The sequence below is a fragment of the Pseudoalteromonas sp. CR1 genome, assembly GCF_019392235.1.
In the GTDB taxonomy this organism is placed as follows: Bacteria; Pseudomonadota; Gammaproteobacteria; order Enterobacterales; family Alteromonadaceae; genus Pseudoalteromonas.
Window position 1 is genome coordinate 1 of record NZ_JAHXRM010000017.1, and the last position, 18,674, is coordinate 18,674.

Consider the following 18,674-nt stretch of genomic DNA (forward strand, 5'->3'; position numbering starts at 1 on the left):
CCCCCTTAGCTCAGTTGGTTAGAGCGACGGACTGTTAATCCGCAGGTCCCCCGTTCGAGTCGGGGAGGGGGAGCCAATTCTAAGAATTCCATAGACATTTATTACTATTTCCACTACTCTTCTACCCTAGAAATAAAACATTGATTAAAAACTATTAAATGTTGTATTTAGTCAAATAATCAAGGACTTGATTCCTTTCCTTCTGTAATACCTAAAAGATTGAAAAAAATGGCTGGATTTAAAAAACTTATTTTAATACAAATAATATCTTGGTTATTGTGTGTTGCAGCTGGAAGCTACTTTATTTCGGTCGGCTTTGACAATGCTGTTAGTGAAGCACAAAAAGATGCCCAGGTTACTGTAACTAAATATATAAACGAGCTTTCCATAGACGACATTTCTGCTGAAAACTTAAAAAAGTCAATTACTAACGGCAACACCTTTTCAAACTTTACGCTTAGAGATTACCAAGGCGCTGAAATATTTAGTATCAATTCGTCGTCAGAGCTACCAGCGTTCGCAGAGTTTATTCAGTCTCAATTTAATTCTTTACGCCCACAATTTGCAGTAAATGATGCGGCAGACGTCAAAGTAGAGTTTACACTCAACATCCGACAGTTAGCCGAACAAGTTCAAACCGCCCTCTTTATAGTTATACTTATTTCTGCCGTGTTGGTGATCATCCCTATTATTTTACTTAAGTCGATTTTTTATCAGCTTAATAAAAATATCAGCACCACCGTTTCTGATATTATTGATATATATATTAATCAAAACCAAATTGATAATGACCTGCAAACAGCCCTTGATAGCTCTAGCCTTAAAAAATTAGGCAAAGACTTGGTGCCCAGCTTTAATCGGTTATCGCATTTTTTAAAGTCGAAAAGCCAAGATATACAAAATGCAGCAATGAGCATAAAACAAGAAGCCTACAAAGATGTCATTACCTCTTTAGGTAACCGCAATATGTTTGTTGAGTATTACGAAAAACACATTGAAAATTGCGAGCAAAGTACGTTTGGTTCGTTAGCTATGGTGCGCTGTAGCGAGTTACAAGCAATTAACCAAAGCCGTGGCTACCAAAAAGGTGACGAGTACGTAAGGGGTGTTGCTGATATAATTAAACACTTAAGTGGTACTTATACAGGCAGCCAATTGTTTAGGCTAAACAGCTCAGACTTTGCAGTTATTTTACCTCACACCCCTCTTAAAGAAGCTGAGCGTTTTGGTGAAAACTTACAGTCTCGTTTTACTCAATATCAACAAAACCAAGAACTAAGCTCTGTGGCTAATACTGGCATTGTGGGTTATGAAAAAGGCAAACCATTAGGCGAGCTACTTTCGGTGGTTGATAACGCAATGAGTATGGCCCAGTCTAAACAAACTAATGCGTGGCATGTACAACGCGAAACCGACTTAGTTAATAATGTAAGCGCAGGCTTTGGTAATCAAAACTGGCGTAAAGTAATAAATGAAGTTATTGAGTCAAAACGTGTGCATTTAGTCATGCAAAATATAATGCCCCTAGGGAAAAGTATTAAGGCGTACGCCGAAATTCAGGTGAGGTTTAAAACTGAAGATAACCAAATGCTTCCTACAGCGTCGTTTTTAGCTATGGCCGAAAAACTCGATATGGCAATTGAAATTGACCGCCTTATTATTGATTCATCGCTTGAAAAAGTAAAAAGCCGTAATTTGTCTGAAAAGTTTTTTGGTTTAAATGTAACGGCCTCAAGTGCACATAACGACCAATTTGTTATTTGGTTAGAACGCCGCCTATTAAAAGACACTCACATAGCCTCTAAACTCATTTTTGAAGTAAGCGAATTTGGTTTACAACAAAACATTAAAGCCAGTAAGCGCTTTATTGATATGATTCACCGAGTAGGTGCACGTATTACTGTTGAGCGATTTGGTGTTGGTTTAACGTCGTTCAAATTTTTCCGAGACCTAAAGCCTGACTTTATAAAAATGGATGCCAGTTACACTCGCGGCTTAGAGGACGACAAAAACAATCAATACTTTATGCGTTTAATGGTAGACTTAGCACACAGAATTGGGGTGAGTGTATTCGCCGAAGGTGTAGAGAGCCAAGAAGAAAAACACATAATAGAAACTTTGTGTTTAGATGGCGTACAAGGCTATTACATAGAAAAACCGAAAGATATTTAATCCCTCATTAAAAAGAGAGCACTCGTTGCTCTTTTTTGTTTTTGTAACCACTTTAATTAACACCTACCCTATTTATAGCAATAACTTACATTAACGTACTTGATGTAGCGACCTATTTGGGGGCAATTAAATCTGGCCTACATTTAGCCAAATCATTTCATGTAATAACTCACTATTGAAAGTTTAAAGCGGTTAACCTTAGGTTTAACCCTTCAAATTGATCAAGTATTTTGCTTATCAGTATTGGCCTATTGTGATCATTATGACTCTTGAATTAGTATCGATAAAGTCATCTTGTTAGAGCAAAAAACACATCTACATCATCGTATTATTACATCAGTACTGCTGCTGGTTAATTTAATAGTGATTATTTAAATGATAATCACTGCACATGTTGTTAATCAGGGCAGAAAAAAGGATAATACACGGGATTTTAAAAGCGCGAGGCTCGCATGACTGAATATGTATTGTTATTGATTGGAACCGTTCTAGTTAATAACTTTGTGTTAGTACAATTTTTAGGCTTATGTCCATTTATGGGTGTATCGGGGAAACTTGATACGGCAATTGGCATGTCTTTAGCTACCACCTTTGTACTCACACTTGCTTCAGTAACTAGTTACTTGGTGAACCAGTATATTTTAATCCCTTTGGATATAGAATTTTTACGCACCATGAGCTTTATACTAGTGATTGCTGTTGTGGTGCAATTTACCGAAATGGTGGTGCGTAAAACCAGCCCTACCCTTTATCGTTTACTCGGCATTTTTTTACCACTTATTACTACCAACTGTGCCGTACTAGGTGTTGCTTTGCTTAATATAAAAGAAGATCACTCTTTTTTACAATCAGCTGTATACGGTTTTGGCGCTGCTGTTGGATTTTCGTTGGTGCTAGTATTATTTGCAGCACTTCGTGAACGCCTTGCCGCTGCTGATGTACCAACACCTTTTAAAGGTGCCTCAATTGCTATGATAACCGCCGGTTTGATGTCAATGGCGTTTATGGGTTTTACCGGATTAGTGAAATTTTAATATGACCTTGTTTTATGCCTTAATTGCGCTTGGCTCACTCGCGCTGGTTTTTGGGTTAATTTTAGGCTTTGCTGCAATACGCTTTCGCGTAGAAAGTAACCCTATTGTAGAGCAAATTGATACCATTTTACCACAAACACAATGTGGCCAATGTGGGTACCCGGGATGTCGCCCCTATGCTGAAGCCATCGCTAACGGCGATGAAATTAATAAGTGCCCGCCTGGCGGTGAAGCCACAATGAAAAAGCTTGCTGGCCTAATGGGCGTTGATGAAAAGCCACTGGCCGGCGGAGAGCAAGCCGAACCAATTAAAACCGTTGCATACATACGTGAAGATGAATGTATTGGCTGCACAAAATGTATTCAAGCATGCCCTGTAGACGCCATTGTCGGTGCTACTCGCCAAATGCATACCGTTTTAATCGACGAATGCACTGGTTGCGATTTATGTGTTGAGCCCTGCCCTGTAGATTGTATTGATATGCTGCCGGTTGCTGAAACAAAACAAAACTGGAAATGGCAGTTAGATGCTATTCCTGTTACCCAAATAGATTAGAGGTTTGAGTGGATAAGTTACTTGAACAAATACAAAAAGGCACCGTTTGGCAATTTCCAGGCGGCGTGCATCCACCACAGCAAAAATCACTTTCTAACGGTGCAGATATTGCTCGCCTTCCTCTGCCTGACAAACTTGTGGTTGCGCTAAAGCAACACATTGGCGCCAACGGTAAATTACTTGTAGAAAAAGGCCAACGTGTACTTAAAGGCCAAGCATTAACAGAACCCGTTGCTAACTGGTCTGTACCAGTACATGCTCCTAGCTCGGGTATTATTACAGAAATAGCACCTAAACCTTCAGCTCACCCGTCTGCACTACCTGAGTTGAGTATCGTTATTGAGCCTGATGGTAAAGACGAATGGTGCACACTTAAGCCTGTAAACGAGCCAAAATCACTTACTCACCAAGAACTTGTAGATATCATTCATCAAGCGGGTATTAGTGGTATGGGGGGCGCAGGTTTTCCTACTTATATAAAAGCCGATACTAAACAATCTATCGACTTCTTTATTGTTAACGCTGTTGAATGTGAACCATACATAACCGCCGACGACACGCTCATGCGTGAGCACGCTGCAGAAATTATCCAAGGGGTTGAATTAATGCAGCAACTGTTAAATCCAACAGTTTGCATTGTGGGTATAGAAGACAATAAGCCAGAAGCTATTGCAGCAATGACTAAAGCGGCTGAACATAACAATAAAATTATTGTTCAAACCGTGCCAACAGTTTACCCCTCAGGTGGCGAAAAACAACTTATAAAATTGCTAACTAACCGTGAAGTACCCAGTATGGGGATACCTGCTGATATTGGTGTACTTATGCATAACACGGGTACACTTTATGCTGTGCAGCAAGCTGTTTACGAAGGCAAGCCACTTATAGAACGAGTGGTGACCGTAACGGGTAACACCATACACAAACCGGGTAATGTATGGGCTTTATTAGGCACAGAAATAAAACACTTGCTCGATTGCCAAGGCTTTTCACCAGTCCCACAGCAACGCGTTGTAATGGGCGGCCCAATGATGGGCTTTACATTACCCACCGTGCGTATTGGTGTCATTAAAACGACAAACTGTATTTTAGCGCCCGACCACAAAGAACTTGCAGAGCCAGGCCCTGAAAAAGCCTGTATACGTTGTAGTGCCTGCGCAGACGCCTGCCCAGCTTCGTTATTACCCCAACAACTACAGTGGTTTGCAAAGTCTAAAGAGTACGACAAACTCCAAGAGCATAACTTGTTTGATTGTATTGAATGTGGAGCCTGTGCATATGTTTGCCCGAGTGAGATCCCGCTTGTTCAATACTACCGCGTAGCCAAAGTTGAAATAAAAGAACAACAAGCTGAAAAAATAAAAGCTGATAGAGCAAAAGAGCGTTTCGATGCACGTAAAGAACGCTTAGACCGTGAGCAAGAAGAGCGTAAAAACCGCCATAAGCGTAAGCCACCAGCTAAGTCTGATGATGAAAAGCAAAAAGTAGCCGATGCACTTGCTCGAGTTAAAAATAAATCGAGCAATGGCAATGAAAAGTCAGCAGTCGCTGCGGCCATAGCTCGCGCTAAAGCAAAAAAACGTGAAGGTCAAAACTCAGAGATTGAGCCAGATAATAGTGAAGTAGCTAAAGAGCGAGCACTGCGTAAAGAGCAAGCTCGCAAATACAAAGAACAAAAAGAGCATTCTGAAGATACAGCGCCCCTTGATGACAAAAAGTCTGCAGTCGCCGCCGCGATTGCACGCGCTAAAGCTAAAAAAGCGGCACAATCACAAGATGGACAAGCTAATACCAATGATACTGAAACAGCCATGCCTGTTGATGATAAAAAGGCGGCTGTAGCCGCTGCGATTGCCCGTGCTAAAGCTAAGAAGGCTGTAAAAGCCACCGAGACGCAAAACGAATCTGAAAAGCACCCAGATGCAGACGCACCGGTTGATGACAAAAAAGCGGCTGTAGCCGCTGCCATTACCCGTGCTAAAGCTAAAAAGGCTGTAAAAACCACCGAGACTCAAAACGAATCTGAAAAGCATGCCGATACAGACGCACCGGTTGATGACAAAAAAGCGGCAGTAGCCGCCGCCATTGCCCGTGCTAAAGCTAAAAAGGCTGCAAAAGCCGCAGAGACGCAAAACGAACCTGAAAAGCATGCAAATACTGACACACCGGTTGATGACAAAAAAGCGACTGTAGCGACTGCCATTGCCCGTGCTAAAGCTAAAAAGGCTGCAAAAGCCGCTGAAACGCACAACGAAACAGAAGAGCAACCAGCACAAACAAGTGAAGATAAGAAAAAAGCCGCTATTGCCGCCGCCGTTGCTCGTGCCAAAGCAAAAAAGTTACAAAAAGAAGGAAATGATCAGTCATGAAATTAACCATGGCCAGTTCGCCGCATAATCATAGCCATAAATCGGTTACTCGGTTAATGCTAACCGTTATTGCTGCGTGTATTCCTGGACTTGTTGCCCAAATACTTTTTTTTGGTAGCGGCGTACTTATTCAGCTTGTACTCGCTTTAGTGGCAGTCACTGTTTTTGAAGCTGCAGTAATGCTGATACGTAAGCGAGCAGTATGGCCAGCACTCAGTGATGGTAGTGCATGGTTAACCGCCGTTTTATTAGCCCTAAGCATACCGCCATTAGCACCTTGGTGGATTGTAATTATTGGTTGTTTATTTTCCATTGTTATTGTTAAGCAACTTTATGGTGGTCTTGGGTTTAACTTATTTAACCCAGCAATGGCAGCTTATGTTTTACTCCTCGTGTCGTTTCCTGTGCAAATGACAGCGTGGTTACCTGTAACAGATCTAGCCAATAATCCCATAGGCTTTACAGAACAACTACGTCTTATATTCACGGACTTTACCTCTATTGGTTATAGTTTAGACCAAGTACGTGCTGGTATAGATGGCACTACAATGGCAACGCCCCTAGACACTATTAAAACAGATGTAGCTCATGGTTTAACAGTGAGCGAAAGCATGCAAAAGCCTATTTTTAACGAATGGGCAGGCCAAGGTTGGATGTGGGTTAACCTTGGCTTTTTAGCTGGCGGCTTGTATTTACTAAAAGAAAAAGTAATTAACTGGCATATTCCTGTCAGTTTTATTGGCAGCTTAGCTTTATGCAGTGCAATTGGTTACATAGCAGCGCCTGGCACAGAGCCGGGTACGGTATTTCACTTATTAAGTGGCGCAACTATGATGGGTGCCTTTTTTATTGCAACAGACCCCGTGTCGGCCTCAACCACAAATAAAGGTCGCTTGATTTACGGCGCACTAATTGGGTTATTTGTTTATTTAATTCGTACATTTGGCGGTTTCCCTGATGCGGTTGCCTTTGCAGTACTTCTGCTAAATATTGCCGTACCCCTTATTGACTATTACACACAGCCACGTACTTATGGCCATGGAGCGGTAAAATGATTGTTTCATCTATGGCAAAAAATGGCGCTATTTTAACCGCCTTTGCCCTGGTAACTACCGGGCTAGTGGCAACTATTGATGCATTAACAGCTGATAAAATTGCAGAGCAAGAGCAACTATATCTCACATCACAATTGCACGAAGTACTTGATCCAACTACCTACGACAATGACTTATCCAAAGACTGTATCGTTATTACGGATGAGCGGCTAGGGCCATACAATACGCAAGTTATTTACCGAGCACGAAAAAATAACCAACCCGTCGCCCTCGTTGTTAGGCATGTAACACCAAACGGATATAGCGGTGATATAAAGCTGTTAACCGCCATATTACGCGATGGAACCATAGCAGGTGTGCGTACGACTAAACACGAAGAAACACCGGGATTAGGCGATAAAATAGAAGTTAAAAAGTCATCATGGATCACCACATTTAAAGGCTTAACGGTGCACAGTGAAGACGATAACCGCTGGGCTGTAAAAAAAGACGGCGGCCAATTTGATCAATTCACTGGAGCAACTATTACACCTCGTGCAGTTGTAAATTCAGTTAAAAACGCCGTATTATTTGCGCAAAATGAGTTTGATACTATTTTTACAACCCCAAGTAGTCGGTGTGAAGAGGTAACGCAATGAGTGAATTAAAAACACTGTATAAAGATGGAATGTGGGTAAACAACCCTGCGCTTGTACAACTTTTAGGGCTTTGCCCGTTGCTTGCTGTAACGTCAACGGTTACCAACGCACTAGGCTTGGGGCTTGCAACACTTCTGGTATTAATTGGATCTAATGTTAGCGTATCAATTGTAAGAAACTGGGTACCAAAAGATATTCGTATCCCTGTTTTTGTCATGATCATTGCAGGCTTTGTAACCATCGTTCAGTTACTGATGAACGCCTACACATTTGGGCTTTATCAATCGCTGGGCATATTTATTCCACTAATTGTAACTAACTGCGCAATTATAGGCCGCGCCGAAGCGTACGCCTCAAAAAATCCAATTCATTTATCTGCCTTTGACGGATTAATGATGGGACTTGGATTTATGCTTGTACTCGTTGTACTGGGTGCGATGCGAGAACTTATAGGCCAAGGTACGTTATTCGACAGCGCCGATTTATTACTTGGCCCTTGGGCACAAAGCTTACGCATTGAAGTGTTTAACTTTGACAATCAGTTTTTGCTTGCTATTTTACCACCTGGCGCATTTTTGGGGCTTGGGTTACTCATAGCCGCTAAAAATATGATTGATGCACAAATAAAATCAAAACAAACTGCACCACCAGAAGCCGAAAAAGGCCCTCGTGCACGTGTTACCAGCTTAACTTAAGGGGAAACGTACTACTTTCAATAGTAAGTACGTTTAAGTTATATGAATAAAGAAAAACGCTATCAAATACTTACACGCTTACGCGATAACAACCCAAACCCAGAAACAGAACTTGAATACTCAAGTCCGTTTGAGTTGCTTGTTGCTGTTACACTTTCAGCACAAGCTACCGATGTTGGTGTTAACAAAGCCACCCGAAAACTATTCCCTGTAGCAAATACACCACAAGCTATATTAGATATTGGCCATGATACACTTCGCGATTACATAAAAACCATTGGTCTATTTAATTCAAAAGCTGCCAATGTTTATAAAATGTGCCAAATACTGGTTGATCAACATAACAGCATCGTACCTGAAAACCGAGAAGCGCTAGAGGCCCTACCCGGTGTTGGTCGAAAAACAGCAAACGTTGTACTCAACACAGCCTTTGGCTGGCTAAAGGATAATGAAGGTAGATACTTTTTAGCAGTAGATACTCACATCCAACGTCTTGCAAACCGTTCGGGTTACGCTAAAGGTAAAACTGTTGAGCAGACAGAACAGGCCATAATTAAAAATACGCCAAATAAAAAAGAGTTTATGTTTAACCTCCATCATTGGTTTATTTTACATGGGCGCTATACGTGTACAGCGAGAAAACCAAAATGTGGAAGCTGTATAATCGAGGATTTGTGTGACTATAAAGAGAAAACTGAGTCATAGCTAAGAGTAGTTACTTTTTAGTTAGTATAAACCTTTTAACAGCCACATTTTTTAGTTTCCATTTAATAAGTTGGCTATTTGGTTCTCATATGAGCCTTTATTAGGCCAGCACCAGTTAAATTGAAAATTTGCGTTAACTTAAGAATAATTTGAATTTAAGCAAGGTGTTGCAATTAGATTATGATTTATTAATTAGAGCCCAGCTTAAACCTAAAATTTAAATACAGAATTCATTGGAAGCTATTTCTGGTTTGTGCCAAAAGCAGCCCTTGAGTGACTTAGTGATAAAGGCTGCAATGATACGATTGCTGACATTTCACTATTTCTTTTTATGCCTTCTCATTGCCATTAATAGACTGTCATTTAGCTATCGCAACAACTTTGACCTTCTTGAATTGGCGGGCATTTCACTGTTCCATAAGAGCAATATACGCAACAATCGCCTTTCAAAGGCTTTAGGAGAACTTTGCAAGATTCACATTCATAATACCACTGGCAAGCGTTGGTTGGCATTTCTTCAGTTTTACTGAAGCCACACTCAGGGCAAGTAATGGTAGAATTTAACTCTATACTTTGCATGTTTGCTCCTTCAAAGGTTTAACAATGTTAAATACGGACATTACAATCATCAAACAAATACCTACATAAAACAAATAAGTGCTCCATTCGTATTGCCATAGTGGATAGAGGGTTAACAAAACCGCTATAGGGCCAATAACCCCAAGAATACCTCTCGCATGATTTTGGTTTTTATACCAGTTATACAAATTTACCAACAATGCCAGAGTTGCAAATATAGGTAACAAGGTATTTACAGCAATTCCCTCAAAGTGAGAGAGAAAGCCTAATCCTAATGCTGATGCTAACGAGCCGAGTGCGGGGAAGCACCCCGTACAACTAAGAGCCGCAAGCCAAACACCACCTGAGCTAACTTTATCTAAAATCTTATTAATCATTTTTAACGTCTAACATTATTTGAATGATTTGAGTATGAACTCCGTAGGTAGGTACGGAGTCAATACTATTTTAGCGAATCGATTATTGGGCAGTGGGATTGATCGTTATTGTTGCGGCATGAATTAGTCATTTCTTTTATGACGACTTCTAAGCGTTGAAGGTCAGCTATCTTATTTTGAATTACGTTCAATTTCAGCAAGCCTAGGGATTCTACTTTGGCACAATCGCCATCCATTGACATCAATGAAGCCACTTCTTTTAGAGTAAAGCCAAGTGCTTTGGCCTTACAGATGAATTGTAATTGTTTGGTGATTGAGTCGTCATAGACACGATAACCATTTTGAGGTTTTTGAGGCTGTTTTATCAAGCCTTCCCGCTCATAAAACCGTATAGTTTCTACGCCTATATCAAGTTCTTTAGCCAACTTGCCTATTGTTTTCATCGTCCAACCATAAAATCAACTTTAATCATGACATTAGTATATCAATACGAAGTAAAATTGCTCGAACTACAATGACTGGTTTTCGCTCTTTTGAGGCATTCGCCTCAACACGTTTTGGGGCAAAGGTGAGTTATATTGATAAATCGTCGATGGACATAAATGAGTTAGAGCCGAAGGACGGCTCTGTGCCATAAGCCGACCTTGAGACACATAAAGATTAAGACTGCAAAGATACGAAAGCGGAAGTTAGCTTTGGCCTGTTTAACGACAAATATTCCGACAAAGCAGTCATGACTATTAGCTTATTGTTAAATCTAATCTTTCTTTTCGTTCATCTACTCAATAACCCCACGCTAAACGTGACTTTAGCGTGGGGTTAGAGTTCACAGTCATTTTATCTGGATAGCTCTTTTATTTTTTTCTCTGAAAACCAGCGATATAAAACAGGTAAAACAAATAATGTTAACAGTGTTGCAGTTACCAAGCCGCCAACAATAACACTCGCTAAGGGGCGCTGTATTTCTGCACCAACACCATTAGACATTAACATCGGTATCAAACCTAAAGCTGATGTTATAGCAGTCATAAGTACAGGTCTTAATCTTGAAGTAGCGCCTTCAAAAACGGCTTTAGATGCTTCTAGACCGTCTTTAATACGTTGGTTGATACTTTCTACCATAACGACCCCATTCAATACCGCTACACCAAATAAGGTAATAAAGCCAACGGAGCTTGGTACAGACAAGTATTGTCCAGATAAATATAAGGAGAAAACTCCGCCAATTACAGCAAGCGGCACGTTGACCAATATCAGCATAGCTTGACCAACAGAACCAAAGGCAAAGTAAAGTAGTAGTGCGATTAGTGCTAACGATAAAGGTACAACTATAGCTAACCTATTTTGAGCACGTTTTTGACTTTCGAACTGGCCGCCAATCGAAACAGAATAACCTGAAGGTAAGTCAACCTTTTCAGCAATTACCGTTCTGATATCGGCAACCACGCTTCCCATATCTCGATTTTGTACATTTGCTTGGATAACGACTCTTCGTTGTACATCATCGCGTCTAACTTGTGGTGGGCCTGACTCAAATGAGACTGAGGCTACGTCACCCAGTCGCACCCAAGCACCAGTAGGTGATTGAAGCCGAATATCAGCAATAGCTTCTTTGTTACTTCGGTACTCTTCCTCTATGCGAACGTAAATATCATAACGTTCATTACCATTGATTATTTGTCCGGCTTCAACACCACCAATACCATCACGCACAACCTCCATTATGTCACTCACAGACAATCCAAAGCGCGATAGTTCTTGCCTGTTAGGACTTATCACCAATTGCGCTTCACCAGCAATTTGCTCCAATGCAACATCCCTTGCACCTTCAATGTTTTTAATTGCTGTTTCTATTTCTTGACCTTTAGCCGCCAGTACCTCAAGTTCAGGCCCAAACAACTTTATCGCCAACTGAGCCTTAACACCAGATAGTAGCTCATCGACACGAGTCGCAATAGGTTGAGAAAAGTTGAGTAGCAACCCAGGGAATTCTTCTAAAGATCTCTCCATTTTTCCTTGAAGTTCATATCGATTAGATGCACTGGTCCACTCAGAAACAGGCTTCAACCCTATGTAAATTTCGATGTTATTCACAGGCTCTGGGTCTCCACCTATTTCTGCTCGACCAATTCGGCTTAATGCATAGGTTACTTCAGGGAAAGCCATTAGTTTTTCTTCTAGAATTGGTGCCACAGTGAGCGCGGTATCTAAACTGGAAGAAGGTGCAAGCGTTGCTCTTAAGTTTATCGTCCCTTCTTCTAACTCAGGTACAAATTCAGTACCAATTAATGGAACTAATGCAAAGGCAGAGAAAACTAATATAAGTGCGGCTGAAATGACTAATTTGGTGCGTTTTAGTGCGAATGTAAGCCCTTTTCTGTAGAGTTTGTCTAATGGCCTAAGAACAAAGCTTTCCCTCTCTTTTACACCTGACTTAAATAAATAAGTAGCTAAAGCGGGTACAACAAACAACGCAACCACAATAGCAGATATAACAGCTAAAATGATGCTTATTGCCATAGGTTGAAATAACTTTGCCTCAACACCTTCAAAGCTAAATAAAGGCGTAAATACGACTAAAATAATAGAAGCTGCAAAAAATACGGGACGAGCCACTTCTTTACCCGCATTTTGAAGACGTAACTTAATACCATGCTCATCTTGTTCTACATCATGTGGATCAGTATCAGCACTAGGCACTCTTTCTTTTACAGTTTTTAAATGGGTAGAGTCTGGTCTATTTAAATGCTTAAACATGTTTTCAACCATCACGACTGAACCATCAACTAGCATACCAATGGCTACGGCAATGCCACCCAATGACATAAGGTTTGCAGAAATGCCCCACCAAGCCATGATCATTAACGCGATACCAATTGAAATTGGAATAGATATTAGGACAAGGAAGGTTGCACGTATATTCATTAAAAATAGTGCTAATACAATACAGATGAAAATAAATGCTAGTAATAGTGCATCAACTACTGTATCAACGGCTTTTTCAATCAAATCAGCCTGATCATAAAATGGTTCAAAGCGAACACCTTTAGGCAATGCTTGATTAATTAATGGGATTCTTGCATTGATACCATCAATGGTGGCTTTAGTATTAGACCCCATGCGTTTTAAGACAATGCCAGAGACAACTTCACCTAAATTTTCGACTTTACCGTCTTCGGTTTTGCGCGTCATTGTGACAGCACCTTGACGAATTTCACTGCCCATTTCAACTTTAGCAATATCCGAAACCGTCACAACTGTCCCATCAACTGTTTTGACGGGAACTTGTTTGATATTACTAATACCAGCGTCACCACTTTCAAACCAACCTGCACCTCTAATAACAAGCTGCTCTTGCCCACGGTTCATATACCATCCGCCAACATTGGCATTGTTGTTATCTAGGGCACCAACAACGTCTTCTTGCGTTAGGTTATAAGAAAGAAGCTTAGATGGATCTACATTTACTTGGTACTGCCTAACAATACCTCCAAAGGAGAGTACATCAGTAACACCATCGACAGGCATAACGAGTAATTTTACTACCCAATCATTGAGACTCCTGAGTGCCATAGCATCATAGCCTGCATCTTTATCTGAAATAAGAAGGTACTGAAATACTTGGCCTAGCCCTGAGGTGTTTGGCCCCATTTCGGGTGTGCCGACACCTTCTGGTATCAGTTCTTTTGCGGCTTGAAGACGCTCAAATACAAGTTGTCTTGCAAAGTAAATGTCGGTGCCTTCTTTGAAAACAACCGTGACGCCAGACAAGCCTGTTTTAGAAATTGAGCGCACTTGTTCTACATCAGGTAAGGCATACATGACCGCTTCAATGGGGTACGTAATGAGTTGTTCAACTTCTTCAGCAGCTAGTCCTGGCGCTTCAGTATTTACAGCAACTTGAACATTAGTAACATCAGGAAAGGCATCTAAATTTAGTTTTGGTATAACCATAATTGCGCCGACAATTGTGGCAAACAGCGCAATCAAAATCAGGAGTCTATTATTAACAGACCAATCTATTATTTTATTAAACATAGTCTTGCTCCTTAGTGGTTATGCGGATCAAATCCGCCTTTAGCGATTTCAGAAGCAACAAAAAATGCGCCTTTGGTTACAATTCGCGTCCCACTATCAAGGCCAATGATTTCCCTAAAATCACCTAAGGCTCGGCCTAGTTCTACTTCTACAGCTTTAAATTCTCCAGGGTGGTCTTCGACAAATACGGTCCAATCACCATCTGCGCTGCGGATCAATGCTTCTTCTGGCACAGCCATCACTTTCTGCTTTGTGGCAAACTGAAAGTAAACTTTTACAAACATACCTGAATGAAGGTTATCATCAGCATTCTGTACCCCCAATCTAATAATTCTTGTACGAGTTACGGGATCAATTGTATGGGCTTCTTGGATAACTTTGGCATTGTAACTCTGGCCTTCTAATTTAAGTACCGCAGGAGAATCAATTGATAAATTTAGCTTTTTATTTGGAGAAACTTTTGCTTCAACCCATAGTTGTTTTTCATCAGCTAACAACATGACTGAATCCCCAGCATCAACACGTTGCCCTTGGATAAAGTCGTCTTGAAGCACGACACCTTCACGGTGCGCCGTTAATGCATATTGCCCAAATGCTTTAATGTCTTTGTTAGAAATACCATTTATTGCTTTTTCAGTTAACCCTAAAGCAATGAGCTTGCCATAGCTCGCATTGTATGTTGTTTCAGCTTGTAATAATCGACTTTCACTCACCGTCTTATTACCCAGCTTTTTTACACGTTGCCATTCGGTTGAAGCGATTAAATAGTCAGCTTGTGCTTGTGCCATTGCTTCACTAAATAATGTAACTAACTTCTGACCTATTTCTACATACTCGCCAAGCGCTGCATGGCGACTGATAATGACTGACTCTGTACGTGGTGATACCACATAACTTTTATAGCCATTAGCTTTTATTTCGCCAGGTGCATATACGGAGCTAAATTGATATTCAGGCTTAACACTTTCCACTTTAATTTTAGCAAGCGACATCTTCTTTGGATCAATAGTGATACCTTCTTCATGTTCTTCTTCTCCCTCTTTATTACCACCTTCATGGCCGTGCTCGTCATGGTCACCTTTATCTTCTTCATGTCCCTTTTCGTGTTCATGCTCATCTTGATGTTCTTTTTCTTCTTGTTTCGAAACGTTTGTGACAGAACCAGTTCCATCTGACGACTGTGCAAAAGCATCATGATTTGTAGTAAACCCAACTAACAGGCTGCTAATTACTACGGCTAAAAATTTTTTACTAATTACTGTATTCATTTTTGTAACCTATATTTTTAATAAATTTAAGATTTCGTTTTTCGCTACTGAAAAAACAAAGCGCTCAAATATCAAATTTGGATAACTGACCCATACTTAAAATGAAGGATATTTCTGCAAGCTTGAATTGATTTTCCAAACGTATTCCTGCATGAAGCCCTTCCGCACGTTGATTTAATGCAAGTAAGTAGTCAGAAGTATTAATATCACCAGCTTGCCAGCGCTTATTTAATAAGTTTTCGCTGCTATCTAATCTGCCTTTTGTCAGTTTTTGCCATTGCTCATAATATTTTCTACTGACATTAAGCGATTCATAATTAGCTTTTGCTTCAAAAGACTGCTTTCGATATACCGACTGAAAATTCGCCTCGGCTGCAATGGCTTCTGAATAAGCGGCTTTAACATTATCTGTATAGTTATTTCTGATGTTTAAAGGCATTGAAAAAGTCACACCAACCAAGTCTTCATCTCCACTTTTCCCTGCGCTAACGCCAATGGTTGGATTAGCTTTAGATTCCATAGTGGTTAGTTGAGCTTTAGATTGTTGTCCCTTCCATTTCGCTCTAGCAAGTTTAACTTTTGGATGTTCCTCAACCCACTGGGAGTTAAATGAGTAGCTTGTTGCTCCAAAAGTAAATGAAAACAAATTGGTAGTATTAGGCGTCCAATCAGGCAATAACTCCTGAACCTTTACCTCTGCATTTTTCAAAGCAATTTGAGACTCAGATATTTCACTAAAAATTTGCGACAAGTTTAAATAGACTAGCTCAGCGTCAAGTGGCTCTAGAAGTCCAGCTTTTCGTTTGTCTTCAACAATTCCAACGAGCGTTTGCAATTGCTCTTCTCTTTCTGAAAGTAACTGAGCAGCTTTTTTTGCTGCTTGCCAATTAACTAATGCAGTTAAGGCATTAGCCTTTTTAGAATCGAGTAGAGATAACAATTGTTGCTGGTTTGCATAAACATCAATTTCACCAATGGTTTTATTTGTTGATTGCTTATCCCAAAAATCTATCGTTTGACTGATACCAATAGAGTAATTATCAAAATCACCTTCTTTTTCATAGCTTGCTTCAAGCTCTGGGTTATATACGGCTTGAGTTAAGCTTTTGGCTCTATGATTACTTGCATTAAGTAACTCTTTAGCCGCAACAACTTCGGGATCTTTATTTATTTGACTATCTAGCCATGAAATACTTTTCTGTTTGCCATAAGTGGCAACTGAAAAACTCACAGCCATGCATAAAGACAGGGTTAAACCTGTATTTTTTAAAAATATATACATAAAACTTCTTAATTTTTTAATTTATAAACACGAACCCTTTATCCTTCTCATGGACAAATAGGTCATTAAAAATCAATCTAATTAAGAAATGGGTGGGCGAAGTATCGCTTCAAGGTAAGTATTTGTTTGATCAATTTGATAAGGCGTTTTATTGATAATGTTTAGTTTGCCCGTGGTATTTGAATTACTGACTAAAATCCAAGATAAGTGGCTGCCACTGCAATGACCGCAGTGATGACAATCTTTTTCATTATGCTGCTCATCACCTACATTATCATTTGAGACATTTCGATCATCTGCATGATCATGTTGAGTTTGAAGGTGCTCTATATCTATTTGGTGATTCTCAGATGTTGAGGATGCTACAGCAGTTAACGATTGTAAAACAATCGAAATAACCAAGAGCATTTTTAGTACAACATTAAGGTTCAAAGTTATCACCAGTTAAATATAGTATTTAAAATACTAGCAGAAACTATTTTCTTAAACTAGCTTTTCAATTCAGTTTCCACGCTTTTACATTAAATAATTTTTTATTTGACTCTATAGCCACTATAGATTTTATACTTATTTTAATATTATTACGGAATGTTAAATATGTCAGAAAAATGTAGTGGTCAGTGTCAATCATCTTCTACCAATGAAGATGTAAAAATTGATACACAATTAGATAACTATAGTGGCGCGTTTGTCAGTACATTTAAAGTACCTCAAATGGACTGTCCTTCAGAAGAGAGATTGATTAGGTTAGCACTTGACTCAATTGAGCCTTCAGTTGGGTTGCAATTTGATATTCCTAGCCGTTTAGTCAAGGTTTTTCATGATGAAAATTTAGATGAGATAACAAAAAAATTACAACAACTCAATCTCGGTGCAGAGTTGGCATCAACTAAAGAAAGTTGCAGCACCGAAGCTGCAAAAGCAAAAGATCTAGCCCAAAAAAATGAGATGAAAGAAGCATCAACGCTAAAATGGTTGTTAGCCATTAATGGAGTCATGTTTTTTATAGAAGTAATTGCTGGGATTATTGCGCAATCTGCTGGCCTTATTGCCGACTCATTAGATATGTTTGCTGATGCTGCTGTTTATGGTTTAGCTATATATGCTGTCGGTAAAAGCATAAGCATGAAACTTAGAGCGGCACATATATCTGGTGTACTTCAAATTATTCTAGCGCTAGGTGCTTTGAGTGAAGTCGTAAGACGCTTTATTTACGGTAGTGAACCTATCTCTTCTTTAATGATGATATTTGGTGGAATAGCACTAATCGCTAACATTGCTTGTCTGTTTTTAATATTTGGCAACAAAGAAGACGGCGCTCATATGAAAGCGAGTTGGATTTTTTCCGCAAATGACGTAATCGCAAACGTAGGTGTAATCTTAGCTGGCTTATTAGTTACAGTAACTAGCAGCCGTTATCCAGATTTAGTGATTGGTTTGATTATTGCTGTTGTCGTTTTAAACGGTGCTCGCCGCATCTTACAGCTAAAGTCTTAAGTAGAAAGTAGTTAAAAGAATGCACCCGTCATATTTTAAACCATATATATCATACGTGATAATGATTTTAATCGCGGTGCAGTCTGTGTTTTTTTCGCAAGAAGAGATTGAAGGAAACTTAATTGAAAGTTCTTTTAATATATCACTAACTGAGTCTATTACCCCGCTAAAAGCTCCTGAAAGCTCTAATTTATTTGAGGAGGGTAATAGCCAAACTTTAATTGATAATTGTAATTTTTGTTGCTGCTGTCAGTTATTTTTAAATACAGATTCTTCTTGTAATATTTTACAAGCAATAGAATATTTCCCTACCTACGCCTTAGTTTCCCCTGAGCTAAAAGGCTATATCTCGGTGCCATTCCGCCCACCTAAATACGCCTAAATTTTATAGAAAATTAAGAAAGGTCAA

At 39.8% G+C, this 18,674-nt stretch carries 17 protein-coding genes; 10 read left to right on the forward strand and 7 right to left on the reverse strand.

Annotation, left to right across the window (positions count from 1 at the left end):
• The first annotated feature begins 228 nt into the window (after positions 1-228).
• The 8 genes from KZZ04_RS14495 (at position 229) to nth (ending at position 9,224) form a co-directional block, all read left to right on the forward strand.
• Entirely contained in the window at positions 229-2,172 is a 1,944-nt protein-coding gene (locus tag KZZ04_RS14495) for an EAL domain-containing protein (RefSeq protein ID WP_138529258.1), read from the forward strand.
• A 452-nt stretch (positions 2,173-2,624) separates the two neighbouring features.
• Entirely contained in the window at positions 2,625-3,206 is a 582-nt protein-coding gene (rsxA, locus tag KZZ04_RS14500; RefSeq protein ID WP_008134172.1) for an electron transport complex subunit RsxA, read from the forward strand.
• Between the two features lies 1 nt (position 3,207).
• Positions 3,208-3,762 (forward strand): electron transport complex subunit RsxB, encoded by a 555-nt coding sequence (gene rsxB, locus KZZ04_RS14505; protein ID WP_006794774.1) that lies wholly within the window; start codon positions 3,208-3,210, stop codon positions 3,760-3,762.
• Between the two features lie 8 nt (positions 3,763-3,770).
• Positions 3,771-6,131 (forward strand): electron transport complex subunit RsxC, encoded by a 2,361-nt coding sequence (gene rsxC / locus KZZ04_RS14510; protein ID WP_219423040.1) that lies wholly within the window; start codon positions 3,771-3,773, stop codon positions 6,129-6,131.
• Positions 6,128-7,186: an electron transport complex subunit RsxD gene (gene rsxD, locus KZZ04_RS14515; RefSeq protein ID WP_219423041.1), complete on the forward strand. Its 1,059-nt coding sequence runs from the start codon at positions 6,128-6,130 to the stop codon at positions 7,184-7,186. The genes rsxC and rsxD overlap by 4 nt, the downstream gene beginning before the upstream one ends.
• Complete coding sequence (gene rsxG, locus KZZ04_RS14520; protein WP_058404131.1) at positions 7,183-7,824, forward strand: electron transport complex subunit RsxG; 642 nt, start codon at positions 7,183-7,185, stop codon at positions 7,822-7,824. Before rsxD ends, rsxG begins: the two co-directional genes overlap by 4 nt.
• Complete coding sequence (locus tag KZZ04_RS14525; protein WP_058404130.1) at positions 7,821-8,519, forward strand: electron transport complex subunit E; 699 nt, start codon at positions 7,821-7,823, stop codon at positions 8,517-8,519. Before rsxG ends, KZZ04_RS14525 begins: the two co-directional genes overlap by 4 nt.
• Before the next feature lie 42 nt (positions 8,520-8,561).
• Positions 8,562-9,224, forward strand: a complete 663-nt coding sequence (nth, locus tag KZZ04_RS14530) for an endonuclease III (RefSeq protein WP_138529262.1) — start codon at positions 8,562-8,564, stop codon at positions 9,222-9,224.
• A gap of 363 nt (positions 9,225-9,587) precedes the next feature.
• On the opposite strand, the gene KZZ04_RS21265 is transcribed toward nth, so the two are convergent.
• From KZZ04_RS21265 to KZZ04_RS14560, 7 genes are all read right to left on the reverse strand, one after another.
• Positions 9,588-9,803 carry a GDCCVxC domain-containing (seleno)protein gene (locus KZZ04_RS21265; RefSeq protein WP_076916053.1) on the reverse strand — a complete coding sequence of 72 codons (216 nt, stop codon included), beginning with the start codon at positions 9,801-9,803 and terminating at the stop codon, positions 9,588-9,590.
• Complete coding sequence (gene merC, locus KZZ04_RS14535; RefSeq protein WP_010557531.1) at positions 9,791-10,180, reverse strand: organomercurial transporter MerC; 390 nt, start codon at positions 10,178-10,180, stop codon at positions 9,791-9,793. The genes KZZ04_RS21265 and merC overlap by 13 nt, the downstream gene beginning before the upstream one ends.
• Positions 10,181-10,245: 65 nt before the next feature.
• Positions 10,246-10,623 carry a MerR family transcriptional regulator gene (locus tag KZZ04_RS14540; protein WP_010557530.1) on the reverse strand — a complete coding sequence of 126 codons (378 nt, stop codon included), beginning with the start codon at positions 10,621-10,623 and terminating at the stop codon, positions 10,246-10,248.
• 394 nt (positions 10,624-11,017) lie between these two features.
• Positions 11,018-14,218, reverse strand: a complete 3,201-nt coding sequence (locus tag KZZ04_RS14545) for an efflux RND transporter permease subunit (protein WP_004588883.1) — start codon at positions 14,216-14,218, stop codon at positions 11,018-11,020.
• Between the two features lie 11 nt (positions 14,219-14,229).
• The gene (locus KZZ04_RS14550) at positions 14,230-15,486 is read right to left on the reverse strand and encodes an efflux RND transporter periplasmic adaptor subunit (RefSeq protein ID WP_010388432.1); all 1,257 of its coding nucleotides are present in this window, start codon (positions 15,484-15,486) and stop codon (positions 14,230-14,232) included.
• 64 nt (positions 15,487-15,550) lie between these two features.
• Positions 15,551-16,768 (reverse strand): TolC family protein, encoded by a 1,218-nt coding sequence (locus KZZ04_RS14555; protein ID WP_010557529.1) that lies wholly within the window; start codon positions 16,766-16,768, stop codon positions 15,551-15,553.
• Between the two features lie 81 nt (positions 16,769-16,849).
• Positions 16,850-17,200, reverse strand: a complete 351-nt coding sequence (locus tag KZZ04_RS14560; RefSeq protein WP_010557528.1) for a hypothetical protein — start codon at positions 17,198-17,200, stop codon at positions 16,850-16,852.
• Between the two features lie 165 nt (positions 17,201-17,365).
• Here KZZ04_RS14560 and KZZ04_RS14565 point away from each other — a divergent pair, with 165 nt between their 5' ends.
• A complete protein-coding gene (locus KZZ04_RS14565; protein WP_002962256.1) occupies positions 17,366-18,265 on the forward strand; it encodes a cation transporter in 900 nt (299 codons plus the stop codon).
• A gap of 85 nt (positions 18,266-18,350) precedes the next feature.
• On the forward strand, positions 18,351-18,647 hold the full coding sequence (locus tag KZZ04_RS14570) for a hypothetical protein (protein ID WP_232007049.1): 297 nt from the start codon (positions 18,351-18,353) through the stop codon (positions 18,645-18,647).
• The last annotated feature ends 27 nt before the right edge of the window (positions 18,648-18,674 follow it).